Origin of the sequence: Sulfitobacter geojensis (genome assembly GCF_000622325.1) — a bacterium.
Lineage (GTDB): Bacteria > Pseudomonadota > Alphaproteobacteria > Rhodobacterales > Rhodobacteraceae > Sulfitobacter > Sulfitobacter geojensis.
Genome location: NZ_JASE01000005.1, coordinates 12,202 through 31,769 on the forward strand (window position 1 = coordinate 12,202; position 19,568 = coordinate 31,769).

The following is a 19,568-nucleotide window of genomic DNA, read 5'->3' on the forward strand; positions in this document are numbered from 1 at the left end:
GGGGTCATCGTAAGATGCCACGGCTGTCAAAATAGTCTGCCACGTCCTGCGCGGTCATCCCTTTTTCCACCGCCGAATTATAGGGGCGATCGGCTTTTTGGCGGCCTTTGACCAGTGGATACTGGTCTTCGTGGTTTCCAGCAAAGGCGGGCAGGACAACAAAGAAATCTTCGATTTCATAGGTGCGGCGCACCTCTTCATCGTTCATCAACTCTTCGTACATCTTTTCACCAGGCTTGGCGCCGATTTCGGTAATTTGAATGTCTTTGCCGCCCGCCAATGTACTGACCATATGGGTTGCAATGTCTTCGATCCGGGCCACCGGCATTTTGGTGACAAAGACTTCGCCGCCTGTGGCAATCATCGCGGATTGCAGGACCAGGCCCACGGCCTCTTCCAAAGTCATGATGAACCGGGTCATTTCCCGGTCTGTCAGGGTCACAGGACCGCCCTGTTCAATCTGGCGTTGGAACAATGGCACGACGGACCCGCGCGATCCCAACACATTGCCAAAGCGGGTGGATGCAAAGACAGCTTTAGAATTGCGGTTGTTCAGGCTGGCGGCTGTCATCAGTCGTTCGCCCATCAGTTTCGATGTGCCCATCACATTGGTGGGGTTTACCGCTTTGTCGGACGATGTGAAGATCACCCGGTCCACACCGTTGGCCAGGGCCGCATCGATGATATTCTGCGTGCCTTCGATATTGGTGCGTACGGCCTGGGTCGGGCTGTCTTCGCACAGGCCGACATGCTTCAGCGCAGCAGAATGCAACACCACATCAATGCCTTGCATCCGCTGTTTGAGCGCTTCCAAATCTCGAATATCCGCCAGATAGCAGTTGACGTGAAAGTGATCTTTGTGCGTCTGTTGCAAAAAGAATAGTTCACTTTCGTTGTTGTCCACGCAGACGACCCGGTCTGCCCCTGCGGCCACAACCTGTTTTGTCAGTTCTGCCCCTACGGTGCCACAGGCTCCCGTGATCAGGACGCTGCGCCCTTTAAAATCTACTGTCTGGCTCATTTCCATTTCACCCGTGGCATAATTCGGTTTTCGATGATACGATCCTTAACGTCGATGATCCGGTCCAGCATGTCGCTGACCACGTCATCGGTCATGTAATGAGGTTTTAGGCCCATTTCGATCAGCCCCGAATGGCTCGGATTGTAATAGTGTTCTTCCATTTCCTTACGCGGGTTTGGAATAGATTTCACTGCGACGTTTAGACCCTTTTGGTTCCCCACTGACTGCACTTTGTCGGCGATCTGGTTGACGCTAAAGGTTTCGGTCAATTGGTTAAAGATTTTCAATTCACCTTCGCCGGCTGGGTGTTGGGCCGCCAGCATAACACATTGCAAAGTGTCGCGCAGGTTCAGATAGCCGCGCGTTTGGCCACCGCCGCCGTAAACGGTCAGCGGGATACCAGCGACAGCCTGCACTAAAAAGCGGTTCACAACGGTGCCGAAGATATCATCGTAATGGAAGTTTGGCACTAAAGATGGGTCCATATCCGCCTGATCGGTCGACAGGCCATACACAGGGCCTTGCATCAGATCGGTGACTTTCAAGCCATAGATGCGCACATAGAACCACAGAAGATCTGTATCCAGCACTTTGGTCGTATGATACAGCGATCCGGCTGCGCGCGGGAACAGGAATTTGCCAGTGCGCCCTTTGTGTTCAATATCGATCCAGCCTTCTTCAATATCAATATTGGGGGTGCCGTATTCGCCCATTGTGCCCAATTTGACCATATGAGCCTTGGGGGCATGTTCGATCATTGCCCAGATCAGGTTGAACGTCACATCCAAGTTGTTTTTGAAGGTGGTGCGTGCGGTTTTGAAATTCTGCATCGAATAAGGAGCAGAGGGTTGTTCTGCATAGTGGATGATTGTATCGGGTGCCGTCTCGGCTACCGCAGACATCATCACCTCGGGATCGGCTAGATCACCAATGCGTACGTGGATGTCGTGGCCAGAAATTTCTTTAAACTTTGCAGCTCGTTGGGTGAGGGTCGGGGTGGGCAACAAAGCTTCGCTATCAGTTTCTTCGGCGATGAGGCGTCGCAAATAGTTGTCAACAACCGTTACCTCATGCCCCGCTGCGGCAAAATCCATTGCGGTGGGCCAACCTAAGTATCCGTCACCCCCCAATATAAGTACTTTCATCATGATATCCTTTGTTTTCTAATTGCGGAAGAACGAAACCGTTTTGCGCAATCCGTCATCAAGTTGTGTTTGACATGTCCAATCCAGCATCTTCGCGGCTTTGCGTGTGTCTGAATAATTACGAGCCACATCGCCTTGGCGAGTTTCGCCGTTGATGTAGTTTGCTTTGATACCTGCAACTTCTTCTAGAGCATAGACTAATTTGTCGGTCAGCTGCCCAATAGTGGTTTCAGCGTTTGTAGCAATTTGGAATGTTTCGCCGCCAATCCCAGGAACAGTCGCAGCTTTGTAGACGGCGGCGATTAAGTCGCCTAGGTAAATGAAATCGCGGGTCTGGCTGCCATCGCCGTAGATCTCCAAGGTTTCGCCCGCCATCGCTTGCTTTATGAATTTGGCAACAACCGACGCTTTCTTGTTTGATCCCTCGCCATAAACATTGCCAAAGCGCAAGGTCACTGTCTCAACTCCAAAGCAATGGAAGTAGGCAGAACAATAGCCTTCTCCTGCTAATTTGGATGCTCCGTAAGGTGACGCAGGGTGTGGAGCCATTTCTTCATTCAGAGGTGGGGTCTGCACACCCAAGGGTGCGCCCGAAGAGGCAAAAACAACCCGTCCTACAGCATGGTGACGCGCAGCTTCTAACGCATTCAAGGTACCTAGAACATTGGCGCGACAGTCCCCGATGGGGTCGGTGACCGATGGGGCGACACCGGTATTGGCAGCCAAATGTACAATCACATCTGCTCCGGCTGCTGCTTGGCGCAGACTATCAGCATCCAAGATATCGCCCTTGATCAGCGTGGTTCCCACTGTCCAAGACAATAGGTTCGTCTCGTCGTGATCGCTAAAATGGCCTTCCAACGCCAAGTCGTCCCGGGTTCCAACAGTCAAGTTGTCATATACCCGTATTTGATCGTGGGGCGAGGCAGTTTTCAGGTGCCGGATCAATGCCCGCCCAATAAAGCCGCATCCGCCAGTAATCAGCCATTTCATGTTGGTATCTTTTCTTTCTTTGAGATTGCTGCTGCATAGGCCAGTTGATGTCGCTGAACGCAAGCATCTAGAGAATAATGTGCCACGACGCGGCGGCGACCCGCCTTCCGATATCGATCGTAGATCGCCGAATTAGTGATAATCTGAGCGACAGCGTCGGACAATGCGTGCACATCGCCTTCGGGAACAACAATCCCAGCAGGATCGTCCCCGTATGTGCCCATCATTTCGGCTACGCCGCCCACATCGAAGCAGGCACAAGGCACGCCCATGGCCATAGCTTCTAACAAGGAAATGGGGCTGGCTTCGGAATGGGAAGTTAGCACCAAAAGGTCGGTGTCTTTCAAGACCGCAACCATATCGTCTTTAAATCCTGGGGTGGCGATATGATCCGATAAATCGCGGGCTTTGATATCTGCCAATATGGGTTGCCAAAAATCAGTTTGGCTGTCCAAGAATTTGCCCACAACTTCCCCTTCGATGGGAATGCCTCGGCCCCGCAATATGTCAATCACGTCAACAAAGCGTCCTTGGCCTTTGATCCAATTCCAATTGCCAATCAGTGTTGCTTTGGGGGGGCTGTGCAAGGGATGTGTTACCGGTTGAAACCGATCTATATCTACAGGAGCGAAAATTACGTGTGGGGCAGCATCCATTACGTCATAATGTTGTCCGACACGAGTTGCGGCTATGACAATGACATCGGCGACGTGTTTGACCAGTCTACCCAAAATGCGAGACAGTCCTTTTCCAAACACGGTGTCATTCAGATGCCATACAACTGGCACGTTGGCCAGACGCCCGGCTAGGGCAGGGATCACATCAAACGCGCCGTTCACATGGACCACATCGGGACGTTCGCGCCGCAAATAGGCACGCAACTTGATTATGCTGATGGGAGCGGTAAAGACAAACTTTGAGAACGCACGGATCTTTCTTGGCAAAACCGGTTTGGCAATGGGCAAGCGGTCGAGAGGTATCGCACGTTCGGTTAAATACGCTGCCGCTGTGCCGTCCATATCGGGGATAGCTATACGAATATCATCGCCCGCGGCTAGCATACGTTCATAAACTGCTCGAGCACGAATTGTGGGACCACCCACATTGGGGTCAAACAGAAAGCAAATAACCTTCATCAAAGTGGCCCTAGCTTTGGTTCATTCGAATGCCGTCCCAGTTATTCGAAAGGCGTGCTGTGCCTAAGATCAAATTCACGACCCGCTCAGATGTGTTAGCGATAATGTAGTCGTCAGGGGTGGGTACAGGATTTAATCCAGCGGCTGTGCGGGTTTCGTATTGGGCAACTATCGTGTGCACACCATCCAATATAGTATCGCGGTTCAGTCCAGTCATGACCAAAGAGCCCACATCCACGGCTTCGGGCCGTTCAATCGCATCGCGAGGTGTGATCGCAGGGAAGCCAAGGATTGACGCCTCTTCTGCGATCGTCCCGCTGTCGGAAATCGCGCAAAAGGCATTCGTTTGCAGGTTGTTATAGTCATGGAATCCAAATGGTTTCATGTCTTTGACACGCGAATCAAACGTCAATTCTAATGCTTCAAGCCGCTTGCGGGTACGTGGGTGTGTCGACAAAATTACTGGTATGTCATAGGTTTTCGCTAACGTATTCAACGTATCGACCAACTGGGTCAGGCGCTTTTTGTTGTCGACGTTTTCTTCACGGTGAAGGGATGCAACAAAATAGCCCCGCTTTGTTAGACTTAAACGTTTGACCACGTCAGATGCTTCGATTTGTGGGCGGTAATGTTCCAAAACTTCGCGCATTGGCGAGCCAGTGAGATTGATACGGCGGTGTTCCAAGCCTTCGGACAACAAATGCCTACGGGCGTGCTCAGAATAAACAAGGTTGAAGTCGGCGATGTGGTCAACGATGCGGCGATTGGTCTCTTCGGGCACATTACGATCAAAGGAACGGTTGCCAGCCTCCATATGGTAGACTGGAATCTTCATTCGTCGTGCCATGATTGCCGAAATTGCCGAATTCGTGTCGCCCAAGACAACCACAGCCTCTGGTTTTTCTGCAACAAGTACCTTTTCCGTTTCCGTCAGGATCCCACCAAGGGTTTCCCCAAGGCTACCACCACCGACGCCAAGGAAATGGTCAGGCTTGCGCACGCCAAGGTCTTCAAAAAAAACCTCGTTCAGCTCATAATCCCAGTTCTGTCCGGTGTGGACAATCACATGATCAGTGTAGCGGTCCAACCGATCCATCACGCGTGACAAGCGGATGATTTCGGGGCGGGTACCTAGAATTGTCATGACCTTTAGCTTACTCATGGCAGTACCTTATCAGAAAAAGTATCAGGGTTTTGTGGGTCATATAAATTATGCGTCCAGAACAGTGTTAGAAGCGATTTCTGGCCAATATTTTCGATCGAATGGGTATGCAGCGTCGGCATGTCCACGGCTGCGGGGGCGTCACCCGAAACGTGATATTCCCAGACCTCATCGTTCAGCACCTTGCGCACGCGGATCACGGCCTCACCTTGTATAACAAGAAAGCGCTCGACCTTATCGAGGTGAAAGTGATCGCCGCGCGTTATGCCTGGTTCTGTTGTTGACAAGAATGTCTGCCCACCACCACCGCCCTTGACCGCTTCGAATAGAGTGCCACGTGAGTCAGTGTTGAGCTTTAAGGGACGTGACCATCCGTCAGGGTAAGTCGCTGCGCGATAACTGTTGAACAGAGCAAGATCAAACGCGTCAGAGCAGTCAGGGTAGATATTGGCGATATAAGACGCATGAAATCCTTCAAGCTTAGCCAAAAGATCGGGCACGCTGATGGGGCGAGGTTCAGGCGTGAGGCAGCCTGTGGTCCCGCCTATAATCGCATCAATGGCCACCTGTGCCGCCGCACCTGCGTGCAAAAGCTGCACGCGGCCATCGGGGTTCGCGGTGATTTTTTGACCGGTCAGGATTTGCTTGATCAGCGTCGCGGTGACGTTGTTGTAAAAGGGCTGTGCGCCCTCGCCAAAAATATGTGGCAAAACCAGGTCAGTGTAGCGCGAAAAGGAGGCATCCAGGACTTCGCCAGCAACTCTCTTAGAACGGCCATATGGTGTGTCGCTGGCGGCATGGGTCGAATTGGCATAAACAATATGCGGTGTAGACTCGGCGGCGCGGCAGGCGCTCGCAAGACGTCGCGCAATGTTCGGGTTAGCGGCTTCGACCTCATCATCAGGCGCGCGGTTCACGCCGGCAAAGTGCAGCACTGCATCAGCCCCGCGGACCGCGGCCTGCAAGATTGCGTCATCATCAAACCCAGCATGGCTCAGCGCCACAATCTCATAAGGCAATGGCCCGCCTTGAAAACTTGCAGCACAGTTGGCCGCATGCAGTCGGGCATGAGCATGCCAACCGATCAATCCCTTGGCCCCTGTTACGACGATTTTTATCATCGGCCACTCTTCCAGGCGGCAAGCTCCGTTTGCACTTCAGGTAAGCCCAACAAAAGATCCTTAACACCCTCGACCGACAACTGCTCTGTGTTGTGAGAATGATAATCCTCGTACGCCGCCGTCCCGGTATCACCCTCGCTGAAATATTGCTTATAGTTCAGGCCGCGTTGATCCATCACGATGCGGTAATAATCACCCAAGTCCTCTGAGCTGGTCAGTTCTTGCGCACTCGCGAGCGTTTCATACAGCTTCTCCGCGTGGCGCCAGCCGATGATTTCAACGGGATGGCCCGGCACTTCGAACAACTCTTTTATGGCGCTTACAAGGTCAATAATTGTTGACGCAGGCGCTTTCTTAATGAACAAATCACCCTGATTTGCGTGATCAAACGCATAATTTACAAGCGCAACACTGTCTCGCAGCGGCATTAGGAATCGGGTCATCGATGGCTCTGTCACCGTAATCGGGTTGCCCAACTTGATCTGACGAATAAACAGCGGAATTGCGCTGCCACGCGAGTACATCACATTACCATAGCGCACACAGGAGATCGTTGTTTTAGCACCAACGCCCAAGTCGCGTGCCGCGGCTTGAGCCGCCTTTTCCATCATCGCCTTCGACATGCCCATCGCATTCACTGGAAATACCGCTTTGTCCGTAGAAAGACAGACAAGGCTTTCGACCTCAGAACGAATTGCCGCGCGGATGACGTTTTCAGAGCCTATGATGTTAGTACGCACTGCTTCATGCGGAAAGAATTCACAAGATGGAACCTGCTTCAGCGCAGCGGCATGAAACACGCATTGCACCCCGTAGGCCGCCCGCTCGACGCTGTCGCGGTCGCGAATATCTCCGATATAATATCGCACCCGATCGTCACGCAAATCATTGCGCAGCGCGTCTTGCTTTTCCTCATCACGGCTAAGGATGCGGACCTCATCCACTCCTTGATCCAATAAGCCCCGCAACATGGTCTTACCGAAGGATCCGGTACCACCGGTAATTAATACACTCTGAACCACTCTACTCATCGGAACTCCGTTTCTTGAATAATAGTCTTTTAACTTGTCCAATTTGTTCTTCAAAATATCCGAGCAGACAAATCAGCTAAAAATCTCATTATTTTGCGCGTATACCAGCTAAGTCGTTTATTTCATTTTTTCCTATCTACTATTAAATTCCATCACTCAAACGAACCCAACCGGCGGAAACAACCTCAAATCAGTCCCATGCTTTCCAGTTTCAAAAGCACCTGATGGGCGCAGTTATCCACATCGACATTTTCGGTTTCGACGGCCAGTTCAGGAGATTCAGGCACATCGTAAGGGTCTGAAATGCCCGTAAATTCCTTGATCTTGCCTTCGCGGGCCAGTTTGTACAGACCCTTGCGGTCACGGCGTTCGCATTCTTCGATGCTGGTCGCGACGTGGACCTCGACAAAGGCGCCAAAGTCTTCGACGTCTTCACGCACAGCGCGGCGGGTGGTGGCATAAGGCGCGATGGGCGCACAGATGGCGATGCCGCCGTTTTTGGTGATCTCGGACGCAACATAGCCGATGCGGCGGATGTTCAGATCGCGGTGTTCCTTGCTAAAGCCCAGCTCGGAGCTGAGGTTCTTGCGCACAATGTCGCCGTCCAGCAGAGTCACGGGGCGTCCGCCCATTTCCATTAGTTTGACCATCAAGGCATTGGCGATGGTGGATTTGCCGGAGCCTGAGAAACCGGTGAAGAACACGGTGAACCCCTGTTTGTTGCGCGGCGGACGGGTGCGGCGCAATTCGGTGACGACTTCGGGGAAGGAGAACCATTCAGGGATTTCCAGACCTTCCTGCAAACGACGGCGCAATTCGGTGCCGGAGATGTTCAGGATGGTGACGTTTTCCTTGTCGGCGATTTCGTCGGCGGGTTCGTATTGGGCGCGTTCCTGCACATAGACCATGTGTTTGAAATCGACCATCTCGATGCCCATTTCTTCCTGATGTTCGCGGAACAGATCCTGCGCATCATAGGGGCCATAGAAATCGTCACCGGCTGAGTTTTTGCCGGGGCCAGCGTGGTCGCGGCCGACGATGAAATGGGTGCAGCCGTGGTTTTTGCGGATCAGCCCGTGCCAGACCGCTTCGCGCGGGCCGGCCATGCGCATTGCAAGGTTCAGCAGGGACATGGATGTGGTCGCCTGCGGGTATTGATCAAGGACCGCTTCGTAACAGCGCACACGGGTAAAGTGATCGACGTCACCGGGTTTGGTCATGCCGACAACAGGGTGGATCAGCAAGTTCGCCTGTGCTTCACGCGCGGCGCGGAAGGTCAGTTCCTGATGAGCACGGTGCAGGGGGTTGCGGGTTTGAAAGGCCACAACCTTGCGCCAGCCTACCTTGCGGAAATAGGCGCGCAGTTCGTTCGGCGTGTCGCGGCGGGCGCGGAAATCATAATGCACGGGCTGTTGGATGCCGGTCACGGGACCGCCCAGATAGATTTTGCCGGCCTGATTGTGCAGATAGTTCACCGCTGGATGGGCGCTGTCATCGGCTCCAAAAACCTGCGCCGCTTCATGCGCCTTGTTCGGCTCCCAGCGATCGCTGACGGTCATGGTGGCGAGGATCACGCCCTCTTGGTCGCGCAGGGCGATGTCCTGTCCGACTTCCAGCTTTGCCGCGAAATCTTCGGAGACGTCCAGCGTGATCGGGATCGGCCAAAGCGTGCCATCTGCCAGCCGCATATTGTCGACAACGCCGTTATAATCTTCTTCCGACAGGAACCCCTTGAGCGGATTGAACCCACCGTTCATCAGCAGTTCCAGATCACAAATCTGGCGCGGTGTCAGGTCGTGGCTGACAAGGTCGCCCGCTTCCATTTTCATCTTCTGCGCGGATTCGTAAGATACATAAAGCTCCGGGATCGGAGCGAGGTTCATAATATTTTCAAGCATACTTTGCAGTCTATGTTTGGCATTTCAAATTTGGAGAGCAACGGCCGGGGTCTAAATGGTTTAGGAGGGTTGGGATGGAATATGAAGAAGCGCCTTTCTTGGATAGCGGCTTCCATGCTCCGTTTTTGGCGGTTCTTTCACTTTGTCATAAATTTGAAATTAGCATTTGAGCCAAATGAGTATGTCGCTCATACTTTCAAAACCGCATATTTCCTCAAACGCCCGATAACGTAAACAATCAGACACAGCCCACCCCACCTACATCTCACTCTTAACCGCTTCGATTTCGGCCTTCAAAGCCTCATACTCAGCAATCTTGCGCTTCAAAAACGCTCCCGTTAGCTGCGCTTTTTGGGCCATCCCACGAGGCGTCAAAATATAGGCGTAACGCAACTTATTATCTGATGCGCGAAAGTTCTGAACCTTTATCTGGCCCTTTTCCACCAGGGCGCGCAGGCAATAGTTGACCGCCCCAAGGCTCACCCCCAACTCCTGTGCGATCTCTCGCTGGGAAAGGCCGGGCCGGTCGTTCAACACACGCAGCACCCGGAAATGCACATCTTCGGATATAGGCTTAACCATGGCGCGCCATGGCTACCGCAGCAGAGCTCGCCGCGCGATCTCTGCGAGGGGCGCACAAAGAGAGACGTCCGTTCACAGTTGAACGGTTAACTGATAAGAAGTTCGAGATAAATATCTTTCTACGGGGAAAATCGAAGCATGACACTCACATATACGAACAAGATGTTCACCGATCAGAGCACCCTCTAGTCATGGCTAACACCGAAATCATGCAGGAGCTCCCTTGGTTTGTGGTTCAACTGCGCCCGCATGGCCTCAAACGCGCATTGGACCACCTGCAGCGGCAAAACTTCCCCACCTTTGCGCCGATGTACGAAAAAACGGTTGTCCGAAGTGGCACAAGCAGGCAAACACGCGCTCCACTCTTCCCGGGGTATATTTTTGTCCGCTTTGAGCATGAAAACGCGCGATGGACCTCCATCAACTCCACACGTGGCGTGTCGCGAATTATCTCACCAACGCCCCTGCCGAAGCAACTCATAGGCGGCATAATGGCGCGATGTGATGAGAGCGGGCTGCTTGCTCCTCCAGCGACCCTTGCTGTGGGCGACGAAATCCGTGTGATCTCAGGTCCATTCGCCGAGATCATCACAACGATTGAGACGTTGCCAGATCAAGCACGCATTGGCGTTTTGATTGATCTCATGGGGCGAAAAGTTCGAACATCCCTCCCACGAGACCAGATCGAGAAACTGTAGTCTGTTGCAAATCTAGCGCATTGACCAAAGCATGATTCGATGCCCGCCACCGCACCCTGTTACCCGTATCAACGATTGCTCTATGTTGTCGCCAATTACAGGGGTACAGTAGTCGTTATGCGTCGTAGAGCTTCAGCGTTTTTCATCTTGGCTTTTGGCACCGCGTCGGCGCTCGCGCTGACGAATGCTGCGGCGCAATCCGACCGCACGGCGCTTTCCACCTACGGCACGCCTGGGCTCATCGAAACGCCAACCGCACGCAGCCTGAAGGATGGCGAACTTGCGTTCACCACCAGTCTCGTCGGCCCCACCCTGCGCAATACAGTCACTTTTCAAATCCTGCCGCGAGTCTCAGGCAGCTTCCGCTACACCCGTATTGACGGCGGGCAAGCCGACGGCACGCCAAACTTCGACAGAAGCTTCGACATCAGCTTTCAACTGCTTGATGAGGGCGAGCTGCGCCCAGCTGTAGCACTTGGCCTACGCGACTTTCTGGGCACCGGTCTTTATAGCGGCGAATATCTGGTTGCGACGAAAAGCATCGGATCGAAACTGGAAGTAACCGGCGGGATCGGCTGGGGGCGTTTCGCAGGCCGTGACAGCTTTACCAATCCTCTCGGCGTCATTGACGACCGCTTTGAAACGCGGCCTGGTGGGTCCAGCAATACAGGCGGGCAAGTCGAAACCGGCAATTGGTTTCGTGGCCCTGCGTCCCTTTTTGGCGGCGTCGCGTATCATTTAAACGATCGTACGACCCTATTCGCAGAATATTCCACGGATACCTATGACCGCGACACCGCGCAGGGTCTTATCGACATTTCCTCGCCGGTCAACTTTGGTCTGCAATACGGGTTTCGCAACGGCATCGACCTGAAAGCCTATGTTGTGGGCGGCGAAGAAATCGGGGCGCAGTTCAGCTATGTGCTTGATCCCGCAAAACGCTTTAATGCCGGCGGGCGTGAAACATCGCCGCGTCCGGTCGGATCACGCAATGATCTGGCCGTCGCCGAATGGAACAATTCGGCCCGCGGCGGCGGAACAGAGGCCGCAACCCGCGTGCTGAATGCGCGTCTGGCGGATGAAGGGCTGGTCCTACAAAGCTTTGAAATGAGCGGCGGTCGCGCGATTGCGCGGATCGAAAACACGCGCTGGGACATCGAAGCCCAAGCCGCAGGGCGTGCTGCGCGCGCCATGGCGACCACCTTGCCGCCAAAAATTGAAGAGCTTGTGGTCGTATTTCAGGACAAAGGCGTGCCGATCAGCCGGGTCGTCACACAACGCTCCGATCTTGAAGAGCTCCAATATGACTACGATGGCTCTTGGCGCAGCTACGCCCGCGCCGAGATTCAGGACGCAGCCGACGAAGGCCGCGCGGGCGAGCTATCTGGGGCTTACCCCGTCTTTGACTACGGTCTTTCACCTTACATGGCGCTGTCGTTCTTTGATCCCGACAACCCCGTGCGCGCCGAAGCGGGGGCCGAGCTTAAACTGTCCTATCGCCCTTCCCCCGGCCTGACCTTCGCCGGCCGGTTCCGGTATCCCTTCGCCGGCAATATTGGCGATTCCGATCGTGTATCTGACTCCGCCATTGAACCTGTGCGCACCAATGCCGTGCTCTATGCCCGCGAATCCGAACTCGAGGTGAACACGCTTACCGCCGAATATATGTTCCGCCCGGGCAAGGATCTGTTTGGGCGTGTCACAGCGGGTTACTTGGAGGATATGTTTGGCGGGGTCTCTGCCGAACTGCTCTGGTACCCGACAGGCAGCCGTCTCGCCCTTGGGGCCGAGGTAAACTACGCAAGACAGCGCGATTTCGATATGCTGTTCGGGTTTCAGGACTACGGCGTCGTCACCGGCCATGCCTCCGCTTATTATGACCTTGGCAACGGGTTCCTCGGGCAAATTGATGCGGGGCGCTACCTTGCCGGCGACTGGGGTGCGACCGTTGCGATTGACCGCGAATTCAACAACGGCTTTCGCGTAGGCGGGTATTTCACACTGACTGATGTTTCTTCTTCCGACTTCGGCGAAGGCTCTTTCGACAAAGGTATCCGGTTTGAAGTGCCTCTGTCCTTCATCACCGGCAAACCCTCCAAAACGGTGCTAAAACAAACGCTACGCCCGATTACGCGTGACGGTGGGGCCCGATTGAACGTAGACAACCGCCTGCATCGTCAGGTCAGGGATTACCGCGGCAAGGAATTGCGCGACGGTTGGGGGCGGTATCTGCGATGAATTGGCCTATCAGCATAGCAACCACCGTGGCACTGACCCTAGCGGGCTGTAGTAACCCGGCACTTCAGGAACGCACATTCGGCATTCTGACAGGCGAACCTGTGCAGGAAACCCCGACGCAATTCCCCCGCTTTCAGCCGGTTTTGCAGGCTGGCAAAGGCCCAGCACTGAACGTCCGCGTCACCGAAACCGGTGTCCGGGGCGGGTTCCTGCGCGAAGCAAAGCGCGGCAATATCGAAAGCTGGCTTGGCAATGACGGGGTTTCCCTGACTTTCGACCGTGGCGTCCTGCATGGCACGCGTGGCATCGGTGCAGGGCTGCTGGCCTCTGATGTGTCACAAGTGGCAAACGCCGTCCTTGCCGGTCGCTCGGGCGAGGTGCAACGCATTCACACCTATCTGAATGGCAACGATCAGGCTGTCAGCCGCGCCTATAGCTGCACGATCACGAACCAAGGGTCCGAAACGATTGATCTGGACACCGGCGCGACATCCACCCGCCGCATGTCAGAGAACTGTCGCAATCTGGATCAGGCGTTCACCAACACCTATTGGGTTGATCCCCGCCGCGGGACCATCGTTCAGTCTCGACAGTGGGGCGGCGAAGACATTGGCGAGCTGGCCATTACCAAGGTATTCAACTTCTGATCACGCCTTGGTCACATTGACCATGTCCAATCCGCGTTTCGCAATCGCATTGCGGGTGTCCACCACAGGGCATCCCAGCGCAAGAAGGGCCGTATAATCAACGTCGTCATGGTCCGTCGCGATCACCACGGCATCGAACCCTGCCTCCGCAATTGCATCAGGTTCCAGCGCCGCGCGTCCCTCGAATACACCATACTCGCGCATCGGCGGTATGTTCGGCACATGCGGATCAATAAACGCGACGCTTGAACCCGCCTCCTCAAACAGTTGCATCAACCGCATTGCTGGGCTTTCGCGCATATCCGAAACGTTCTTTTTATACGCCACACCGACCAACAGCAGCTTTGCACCATTTAGCCCCCTGCCCTTTGCAAGATCCAGAACTTCGCGGGTGCGATGCACGATATGATGCGGCATGTTCGTGTTAATTTCACCGGCCAATTCAATGAACCGCGTCGGAACATCAAATTCACGCGCCCGCCACGTCAGATAAAATGGATCAATCGGGATACAGTGCCCGCCAAGCCCGGGACCGGGGTAAAACGGCATATAGCCAAACGGTTTGGTTGCAGCGCCGTCAATCACTTCCCAAACGTCGATGCCCATTTCGTCATAGATCAGCTTCAACTCATTGACCAAAGCAATGTTAACCGAACGAAAGATATTCTCGGTAATCTTGACGGCTTCGGCAACAGTCGGCGTCGGCACCGTCACAATCGTTTCCACCACCGCACCGTAATAGGCTTCCATCATCGCCTGCGCCGCTGGCCCGTCACCGGCGATCACTTTGGGAATGGTCTGTGTACGATAGGTCGTATTGCCCGGATCTTCCCGTTCCGGCGAATACCCGACGAAAATCTCCTGCCCCAATGCATGGCCACTTTCGGCCAGCAAGGGTTTCAACACGTCTTCAGTGGTGCCCGGCCAAGTGGTTGATTCCAGCACGACCAATGTGTCCGACGTCATATGTTTTGCAATAACCCGCGCGGTGTCTTCCACATAAGAAAGATCAGGTTCGCGATGCTGGTTCAGCGGCGTCGGAACACAAATCACGACGACATCGCAGCTGGCCAATTGTGTAAAATCAACCGTCCATGCACAACGTTTTGCTGTCGCTTTCAGGTCAGCGCCGGAAACAGCTTCGATGTAGCTTTGACCCGCATAGAGCCGCTCCACCTTACTGTCATCAACATCAAAGCCGATCACGGAAAAACCCGCTTTGGCCGATGCAATAGCAAGCGGAAGCCCGACATAGCCAAGCCCGATAATGCCGATTGTCGCGTCAATACGTTGCAGCTTTTTGAGAAGGTCCACTGGGTATCTCCTTACCGGTGCGCGGTTCTGGCGCTCGACCGAAAAGGCAGACCGTCAGCGCCTTGATATAGGCACTGACGGTGAATTTGCCAGCCCGCCGTGTTTGAACGGCAGCTCAGTTTAGTTGGTTACGGCGTTGCCCAAGCTGATAACCGACGGGAACACTTGCTTAAGCGCACGGTTCCAGCGGGTGATCGGCTGTTCTGCGATGAACACAATGTCGTTGGGCTGCATTTTGAAGCGTGTCGCAAGGCTCATATTGGCCGCGTTTCGTGCATCAAGGTGCCATGCGGTGACCGCGCCAAATTCGGCCGGGTCGGACGATCCGCGCAGCACGTAAATCTGGGAGGGGTTGCCTGTTTCGCTTGAAAAACCACTGTCGGAATACAGCGCATCCGCAAGCGACGCCTGACGCCCGAAGGGCATCGTGAACCGGCCGGGCTTTGATACTTCGCCCGTCAGATAGACAAAGTCGCGGTCAACGGCGTCAAAATCAACGCGGTCTTTAAAGTTGCTCCGCTCTTCACTCAACGACGAACGGCGCAAGTTCACTTCGGCGTTCAATTCTGCAAGAGCCTGAACGCGGCCCTGCTGGCGGAATTGGGCAAGGGTGATCTGCTCTTGGAAATACGATTGCGCTTTTTCCAGCTCGAACTCGGTGTCGACAAAAACGCTATCGCCATTCACAAGACGGACTTTTTGCAGATCAGCACGTCGCAGATATTCCTCAAGCGGGATTTGGTACAATGTGCCATCGCGGTAAATACGGATCGACGCGAACTCCAGATCCCGGGTCGAGATACCACCCGCCGCGGCCAGTGCTTCGTCCAGATAAAGCGGCGTCAGCGTGATCGGTGCCACTGTCGGATTTGAAACGGCCCCCCCCAGTGACACGCGCTTGGAGTTGAACTCTGCGATTTCTAGGCTGAAGGTCGGGTCAATCTGGCTTTGCACAAGGCTTTGAAACAATTGCGCTTCTGCTTCTTCCAACGTCAAACCATCAAGGTTAACGCGGCCGACATCCGGTATCGCAATCGCACCGTCGTCCTGTACTGTATACCCTTGGCGGGAATTCTGCGCAGCCAGCAGCCCGCTTAGTTCCTCAACCGTGCTGCCGCCGGATTTTGTGGCCAACAGCAGAACATCACCGACACCAATCCGGTATGGACCTGCCGCCGCGTTTGGCGGAATACGCAGGGTCATCGCCGCCGGACGCTGCTGTTCGCTTTGACTGGTTGGCGGAACCGCACCGGCACCCCGCACAGACCCCGCACCACCCGCATTCTGGAAGAAAACGGCAGGCAATTGTTTGGGATTATATCTTGCACGATTCGCAACCAGAACGGTTTCTGCATTCACCGGAAGCACACGCACCTTACCGTCGCGGGCATCCACCTTCGGGGAAACATAGACGCTTCCACAGCTTGCCAGAAAGAACAGAATCGACGCAGCAATAGGCAGTTTAAACATACAAAAGTCCCCAAAACAGTTGCTGTCTGCTTTTCAGGAAACCACTACAAATTCAAGTTTCCAGTGGTTAATAATACACAAATCAAATGGATTGTCGCCAGATTGCCGCAACCCGCACTCCAATACTATGCCGTATAATCTGACCTGCGCTGCTTTAGATGAATTCGCAAGTGCCAGGCCCAATCGCCGCAGCCGTTAAACGACCCGTATGATAGGCCCCCGTATCGATCGAAATCCGCTGGGGGTGCAACTGCGGTTCTTTTACAATTGTGTGCCCGTGCACAACCCAGATTCCGTCAGTACGGGGGGTCGACATGAACTCGTTATGCCCCCACAGCATTGTCTGGCGGGTCTGATCATGCGGTGCCAAATGCGGGTCCATTGCCGCATGCACCACACAGACATTGCCACTTTGATATTGCAGCGGCAGATTGCGCAGCCAGTGTAGCATGCCCTCCGGAAGGGCTGCCTCCAACGCTAGGCTAGCCTCGACCAGCTCCTCAGCATCCGAATTTTCGCGGACCCGTCCGATGTTGTAACTTGCAAGAGCCTGCAACCCGCCATTACGCAACCACCGCGCACCACGCCCGACAGGATCGTCGATAAAGTCGAGCATCATCCGTTCGTGGTTCCCCATCAGACAGGTCACCGCATCGGGCATTTGCATCGCGAGGTCGTATATCCAGTCCAGCACTTGCTTGGACTGCTCGCCGCGATCAATGTAATCGCCTACGAAAATAAGCTGAGGGTTCTGTGCGGCACGCTCTGGCACCGCTTCTACATATTCCTCGACGCGTCGAATGGCCTGCCCCATAAGGTCAAAAGAACCGTGAATATCCCCCAAGACCAGCAGCAAACGCTCTGGCGCGATGGCGGCAATATCGGCGTCCGCCTGCTGTGTCGGTGATTGTATCGTCGAGAACAGGGATTTCAGTCGTTTTAACACGTATCGTTGCCTTAAAGCGGGGAACACCCGAACCAATTACATACTTAGCCAGTTTCGGCAAACCCACAACCTCAAGCTGTGAACCATGTTAGGCCGTCTTCTCACACAGAAAAACGTAGCCCCGTTCAATTATGGAAAAACTGTTCAACCAATTGCGTGATCGTCAATTTGCCGATGATATCCTTCAACGCGCTGCACGATGATATCGCGCAATTTGCTAACGTCGTTGGCCGCAAGCGACCCCTGTATTTCACGCAACATCGACGCAACTTCAAGCTCACTCAGCATCGTCTCTTCTGCTCGCAAAATTTTAGGATGGGGCGTTCCGAGCAAGCTGTCGTTATCAATCAGCAACTCTTCGTAAAGTTTCTCTCCTGGCCGCAAGCCGGTGATTTCTATTGCGATATCACCCTCACCCGTCACCGGATCCTTCACTTTGCGCCCCGAAAGGGCAATCATCTGATGCGCGATGTCGATAATTTTCTGCGGTTGCCCCATATCGAGGACAAACACGTCGCCCCCCTCTGCATAGGCACCGGCCAGCAACACCAAACGCGCCGCCTCAGGGATGGTCATAAAGAACCGCGTAACATCCTTGTGCGTTACCGTCACCGGACCACCCTTGGCAATTTGGCGCTGGAATAGCGGCAGCACGGACCCTGAGGATCCAAGCACATTGCCAAAACGCACCATGGCAAATTTTGTCACCGCGCTGCGGGTCTGGATGTCCTGAACCACTAATTCAGAAAGCCGCTTCGTTGCCCCCATAATATTGGTCGGGCGCACCGCCTTGTCGGTCGATACCAGAATAAAGCGCTCAAGTTTGGCCTTTGCTGCCGCCGAGGCAACGACCTGTGTCCCCAAAACGTTGTTACGCGCGCCCTCCAACTCGTTTTCCTCGACCAAAGGCACATGTTTGTAAGCAGCCGCGTGCAGGATGATATCTACGCCTTCCTCGGCAATTACATTTTCGACCCTCGGGCTATTGGTTACCGACCCCAGACGCGCAACGACCGTAATGTTTCGTCCGTCCGCCTCCGCCTGCATTTCCTGATCAATCTGGTAAAGCTGGTATTCGCTTTGTTCGAACAGAATAATCCGCGTCGGTTTGCAGTGGATCAATTGCCGACAAAGCTCTGATCCGATCGAGCCCCCCGCCCCGGTCACCATAACCACCCGACCGGCATAGCTTTTGGCGATTTCCGGCGTGTCTAGAACAACCTTGTCCCGCCCCAAAAGCTGGTCCGGTGACACCGGCATAAGACTCTCGACAAGCCCCTTGCCCGACATCAGCTCGATATAGGACGGCAGGACTTTGACCTCAGCCTCATACCCTTTCAGCGTTTCAACGATTTCGGCGCGCCGCACCTTTGACAAGGAAGGGACCGCAAGCAGGATTTGTTCAATGCCCGCCCGCACCAATTGCGTTTTGAGGGCATCAGGCGCAAAAACTGGCAATCCGGCAATCATCAACCCCTGCAAGCTTGGGTTGTCATCAACAAAAAATACAGGCCGCGCTTCCTGCGCCTGACGCAAAGCCGAGGCCAGCTGAATGCCGGCAGCGCCAGCGCCGTAAATCGCGACCCTTGTGTGGTCACTTCCATGCTCGGCAAGCCAGTTCAGGAAAGCCAGCCCGCCAAGCCGCGCGAATACCGCCAGCACACAAAAGATGACGCCAAACAAAAGCGGCACTGAACGAGGGGCATTCAGACCAAGCAAATAGCTCAGCACAATCGCACTCATCGCTAAGGCCATCGAAACAAGAGCAATGCGCGTCATTGCCCTGCTTTCGAACGCATTCAGCTTGATCCGGTCAAGCCGCACGCCAAGCGCCAGAATAACGCCGATGATTGATAAGATCGGGAACAAGACCCAACTGGAGGCCAAATAGGAAAACGGTTGCGCAGTGCCGTAACGCAAAGCGAAAGCAAAATAGAGGCTTAAAGGAACGAGGAGACTGTCCACGGACAGAAAAATGGCGCGTTTCACCCGCCGCGACAGCGTATGTAGTTTCAGAAAGGGCACTGGTACGAATCTCAATTAATACAACCTTAAGAATATACCAAGAAATGTGCTCAATGCAAAACAGCTTAAGCGGATTCCGGCCGCCTCCGCTCATTTGTGCAATGACACAAGATTTTTGCAGCTTTGTGACAGGTTGCAACA

The 19,568-nt window shown here is 54.2% G+C and carries 16 protein-coding genes; 3 read left to right on the forward strand and 13 right to left on the reverse strand.

What is annotated here, in order from left to right; translation table 11 throughout:
* Positions 1–4: 4 nt before the first annotated feature.
* From Z947_RS0102075 to Z947_RS0102120, 9 genes are all read right to left on the reverse strand, one after another.
* A complete protein-coding gene (locus tag Z947_RS0102075; RefSeq protein WP_025042652.1) occupies positions 5–1,021 on the reverse strand; it encodes an SDR family NAD(P)-dependent oxidoreductase in 1,017 nt (338 codons plus the stop codon).
* Complete coding sequence (locus Z947_RS0102080) at positions 1,018–2,166, reverse strand: NAD-dependent epimerase/dehydratase family protein (protein WP_025042653.1); 1,149 nt, start codon at positions 2,164–2,166, stop codon at positions 1,018–1,020. Before Z947_RS0102080 ends, Z947_RS0102075 begins: the two co-directional genes overlap by 4 nt.
* A gap of 18 nt (positions 2,167–2,184) precedes the next feature.
* Positions 2,185–3,159: an NAD-dependent epimerase/dehydratase family protein gene (locus Z947_RS0102085; protein WP_025042654.1), complete on the reverse strand. Its 975-nt coding sequence runs from the start codon at positions 3,157–3,159 to the stop codon at positions 2,185–2,187.
* Positions 3,156–4,295, reverse strand: coding sequence for a glycosyltransferase family 4 protein (locus Z947_RS0102090; RefSeq protein WP_081781100.1), 1,140 nt, complete (start codon positions 4,293–4,295; stop codon positions 3,156–3,158). Before Z947_RS0102090 ends, Z947_RS0102085 begins: the two co-directional genes overlap by 4 nt.
* Before the next feature lie 10 nt (positions 4,296–4,305).
* Complete coding sequence (gene wecB / locus Z947_RS0102095) at positions 4,306–5,457, reverse strand: non-hydrolyzing UDP-N-acetylglucosamine 2-epimerase (protein WP_025042656.1); 1,152 nt, start codon at positions 5,455–5,457, stop codon at positions 4,306–4,308.
* The gene (locus tag Z947_RS0102100; RefSeq protein WP_205623822.1) at positions 5,454–6,578 is read right to left on the reverse strand and encodes a polysaccharide biosynthesis C-terminal domain-containing protein; all 1,125 of its coding nucleotides are present in this window, start codon (positions 6,576–6,578) and stop codon (positions 5,454–5,456) included. The genes wecB and Z947_RS0102100 overlap by 4 nt, the downstream gene beginning before the upstream one ends.
* Positions 6,575–7,609: a polysaccharide biosynthesis protein gene (locus tag Z947_RS0102105; protein ID WP_025042658.1), complete on the reverse strand. Its 1,035-nt coding sequence runs from the start codon at positions 7,607–7,609 to the stop codon at positions 6,575–6,577. Before Z947_RS0102105 ends, Z947_RS0102100 begins: the two co-directional genes overlap by 4 nt.
* A 185-nt stretch (positions 7,610–7,794) precedes the next feature.
* Positions 7,795–9,507 (reverse strand): bifunctional sulfate adenylyltransferase/adenylylsulfate kinase, encoded by a 1,713-nt coding sequence (locus Z947_RS20720; protein WP_052880587.1) that lies wholly within the window; start codon positions 9,505–9,507, stop codon positions 7,795–7,797.
* A 258-nt stretch (positions 9,508–9,765) separates the two neighbouring features.
* Positions 9,766–10,089, reverse strand: a complete 324-nt coding sequence (locus Z947_RS0102120) for a MarR family EPS-associated transcriptional regulator (RefSeq protein WP_037938620.1) — start codon at positions 10,087–10,089, stop codon at positions 9,766–9,768.
* Positions 10,090–10,280: 191 nt separating this feature from the next.
* Between Z947_RS0102120 and nusG the strand changes: the two genes are divergently transcribed.
* The 3 genes from nusG to Z947_RS21390 all read left to right on the forward strand — a co-directional run bounded on the left by nusG (position 10,281) and on the right by Z947_RS21390 (position 13,672).
* On the forward strand, positions 10,281–10,787 hold the full coding sequence (gene nusG / locus Z947_RS0102125; protein WP_162171857.1) for a transcription termination/antitermination protein NusG: 507 nt from the start codon (positions 10,281–10,283) through the stop codon (positions 10,785–10,787).
* Positions 10,788–10,904: 117 nt separating this feature from the next.
* Complete coding sequence (locus tag Z947_RS0102130) at positions 10,905–13,025, forward strand: YjbH domain-containing protein (protein ID WP_025042661.1); 2,121 nt, start codon at positions 10,905–10,907, stop codon at positions 13,023–13,025.
* A 26-nt stretch (positions 13,026–13,051) separates the two neighbouring features.
* Positions 13,052–13,672, forward strand: a complete 621-nt coding sequence (locus tag Z947_RS21390) for a YjbF family lipoprotein (RefSeq protein WP_162171858.1) — start codon at positions 13,052–13,054, stop codon at positions 13,670–13,672.
* Here the strand turns inward: Z947_RS21390 and Z947_RS0102140 are convergent, their stop codons facing one another.
* The 4 genes from Z947_RS0102140 to Z947_RS0102155 form a co-directional block, all read right to left on the reverse strand.
* Entirely contained in the window at positions 13,673–14,986 is a 1,314-nt protein-coding gene (locus Z947_RS0102140) for a nucleotide sugar dehydrogenase (RefSeq protein ID WP_025042663.1), read from the reverse strand.
* Positions 14,987–15,106: 120 nt separating this feature from the next.
* Positions 15,107–16,456 (reverse strand): polysaccharide biosynthesis/export family protein, encoded by a 1,350-nt coding sequence (locus Z947_RS0102145; RefSeq protein WP_025042664.1) that lies wholly within the window; start codon positions 16,454–16,456, stop codon positions 15,107–15,109.
* Between the two features lie 154 nt (positions 16,457–16,610).
* On the reverse strand, positions 16,611–17,402 hold the full coding sequence (locus Z947_RS0102150) for a metallophosphoesterase family protein (RefSeq protein ID WP_081781101.1): 792 nt from the start codon (positions 17,400–17,402) through the stop codon (positions 16,611–16,613).
* A gap of 144 nt (positions 17,403–17,546) precedes the next feature.
* A complete protein-coding gene (locus tag Z947_RS0102155; protein ID WP_240477502.1) occupies positions 17,547–19,442 on the reverse strand; it encodes a polysaccharide biosynthesis protein in 1,896 nt (631 codons plus the stop codon).
* Positions 19,443–19,568 lie beyond the last annotated feature (126 nt).

What these genes read in the sequence shown, in the direction of transcription:
- Z947_RS0102120 (WP_037938620.1), bottom strand. Translation starts at nt 10,089, where the DNA reads ATGGTTAAGCCTATATCCGAAGATGTGCATTTCCGGGTGCTGCGTGTG.
- Z947_RS0102145 (WP_025042664.1), bottom strand. Translation starts at nt 16,456, where the DNA reads ATGTTTAAACTGCCTATTGCTGCGTCGATTCTGTTCTTTCTGGCAAGC.
- wecB (WP_025042656.1), bottom strand. Translation starts at nt 5,457, where the DNA reads ATGAGTAAGCTAAAGGTCATGACAATTCTAGGTACCCGCCCCGAAATC.
- Z947_RS0102105 (WP_025042658.1), bottom strand. Translation starts at nt 7,609, where the DNA reads ATGAGTAGAGTGGTTCAGAGTGTATTAATTACCGGTGGTACCGGATCC.
- Z947_RS0102130 (WP_025042661.1), top strand. Translation starts at nt 10,905, where the DNA reads ATGCGTCGTAGAGCTTCAGCGTTTTTCATCTTGGCTTTTGGCACCGCG.
- Z947_RS0102090 (WP_081781100.1), bottom strand. Translation starts at nt 4,295, where the DNA reads ATGAAGGTTATTTGCTTTCTGTTTGACCCCAATGTGGGTGGTCCCACA.
- Z947_RS20720 (WP_052880587.1), bottom strand. Translation starts at nt 9,507, where the DNA reads ATGCTTGAAAATATTATGAACCTCGCTCCGATCCCGGAGCTTTATGTA.
- Z947_RS0102100 (WP_205623822.1), bottom strand. Translation starts at nt 6,578, where the DNA reads ATGATAAAAATCGTCGTAACAGGGGCCAAGGGATTGATCGGTTGGCAT.
- Z947_RS0102080 (WP_025042653.1), bottom strand. Translation starts at nt 2,166, where the DNA reads ATGAAAGTACTTATATTGGGGGGTGACGGATACTTAGGTTGGCCCACC.
- nusG (WP_162171857.1), top strand. Translation starts at nt 10,281, where the DNA reads ATGGCTAACACCGAAATCATGCAGGAGCTCCCTTGGTTTGTGGTTCAA.
- Z947_RS0102085 (WP_025042654.1), bottom strand. Translation starts at nt 3,159, where the DNA reads ATGAAATGGCTGATTACTGGCGGATGCGGCTTTATTGGGCGGGCATTG.
- Z947_RS0102075 (WP_025042652.1), bottom strand. Translation starts at nt 1,021, where the DNA reads ATGAGCCAGACAGTAGATTTTAAAGGGCGCAGCGTCCTGATCACGGGA.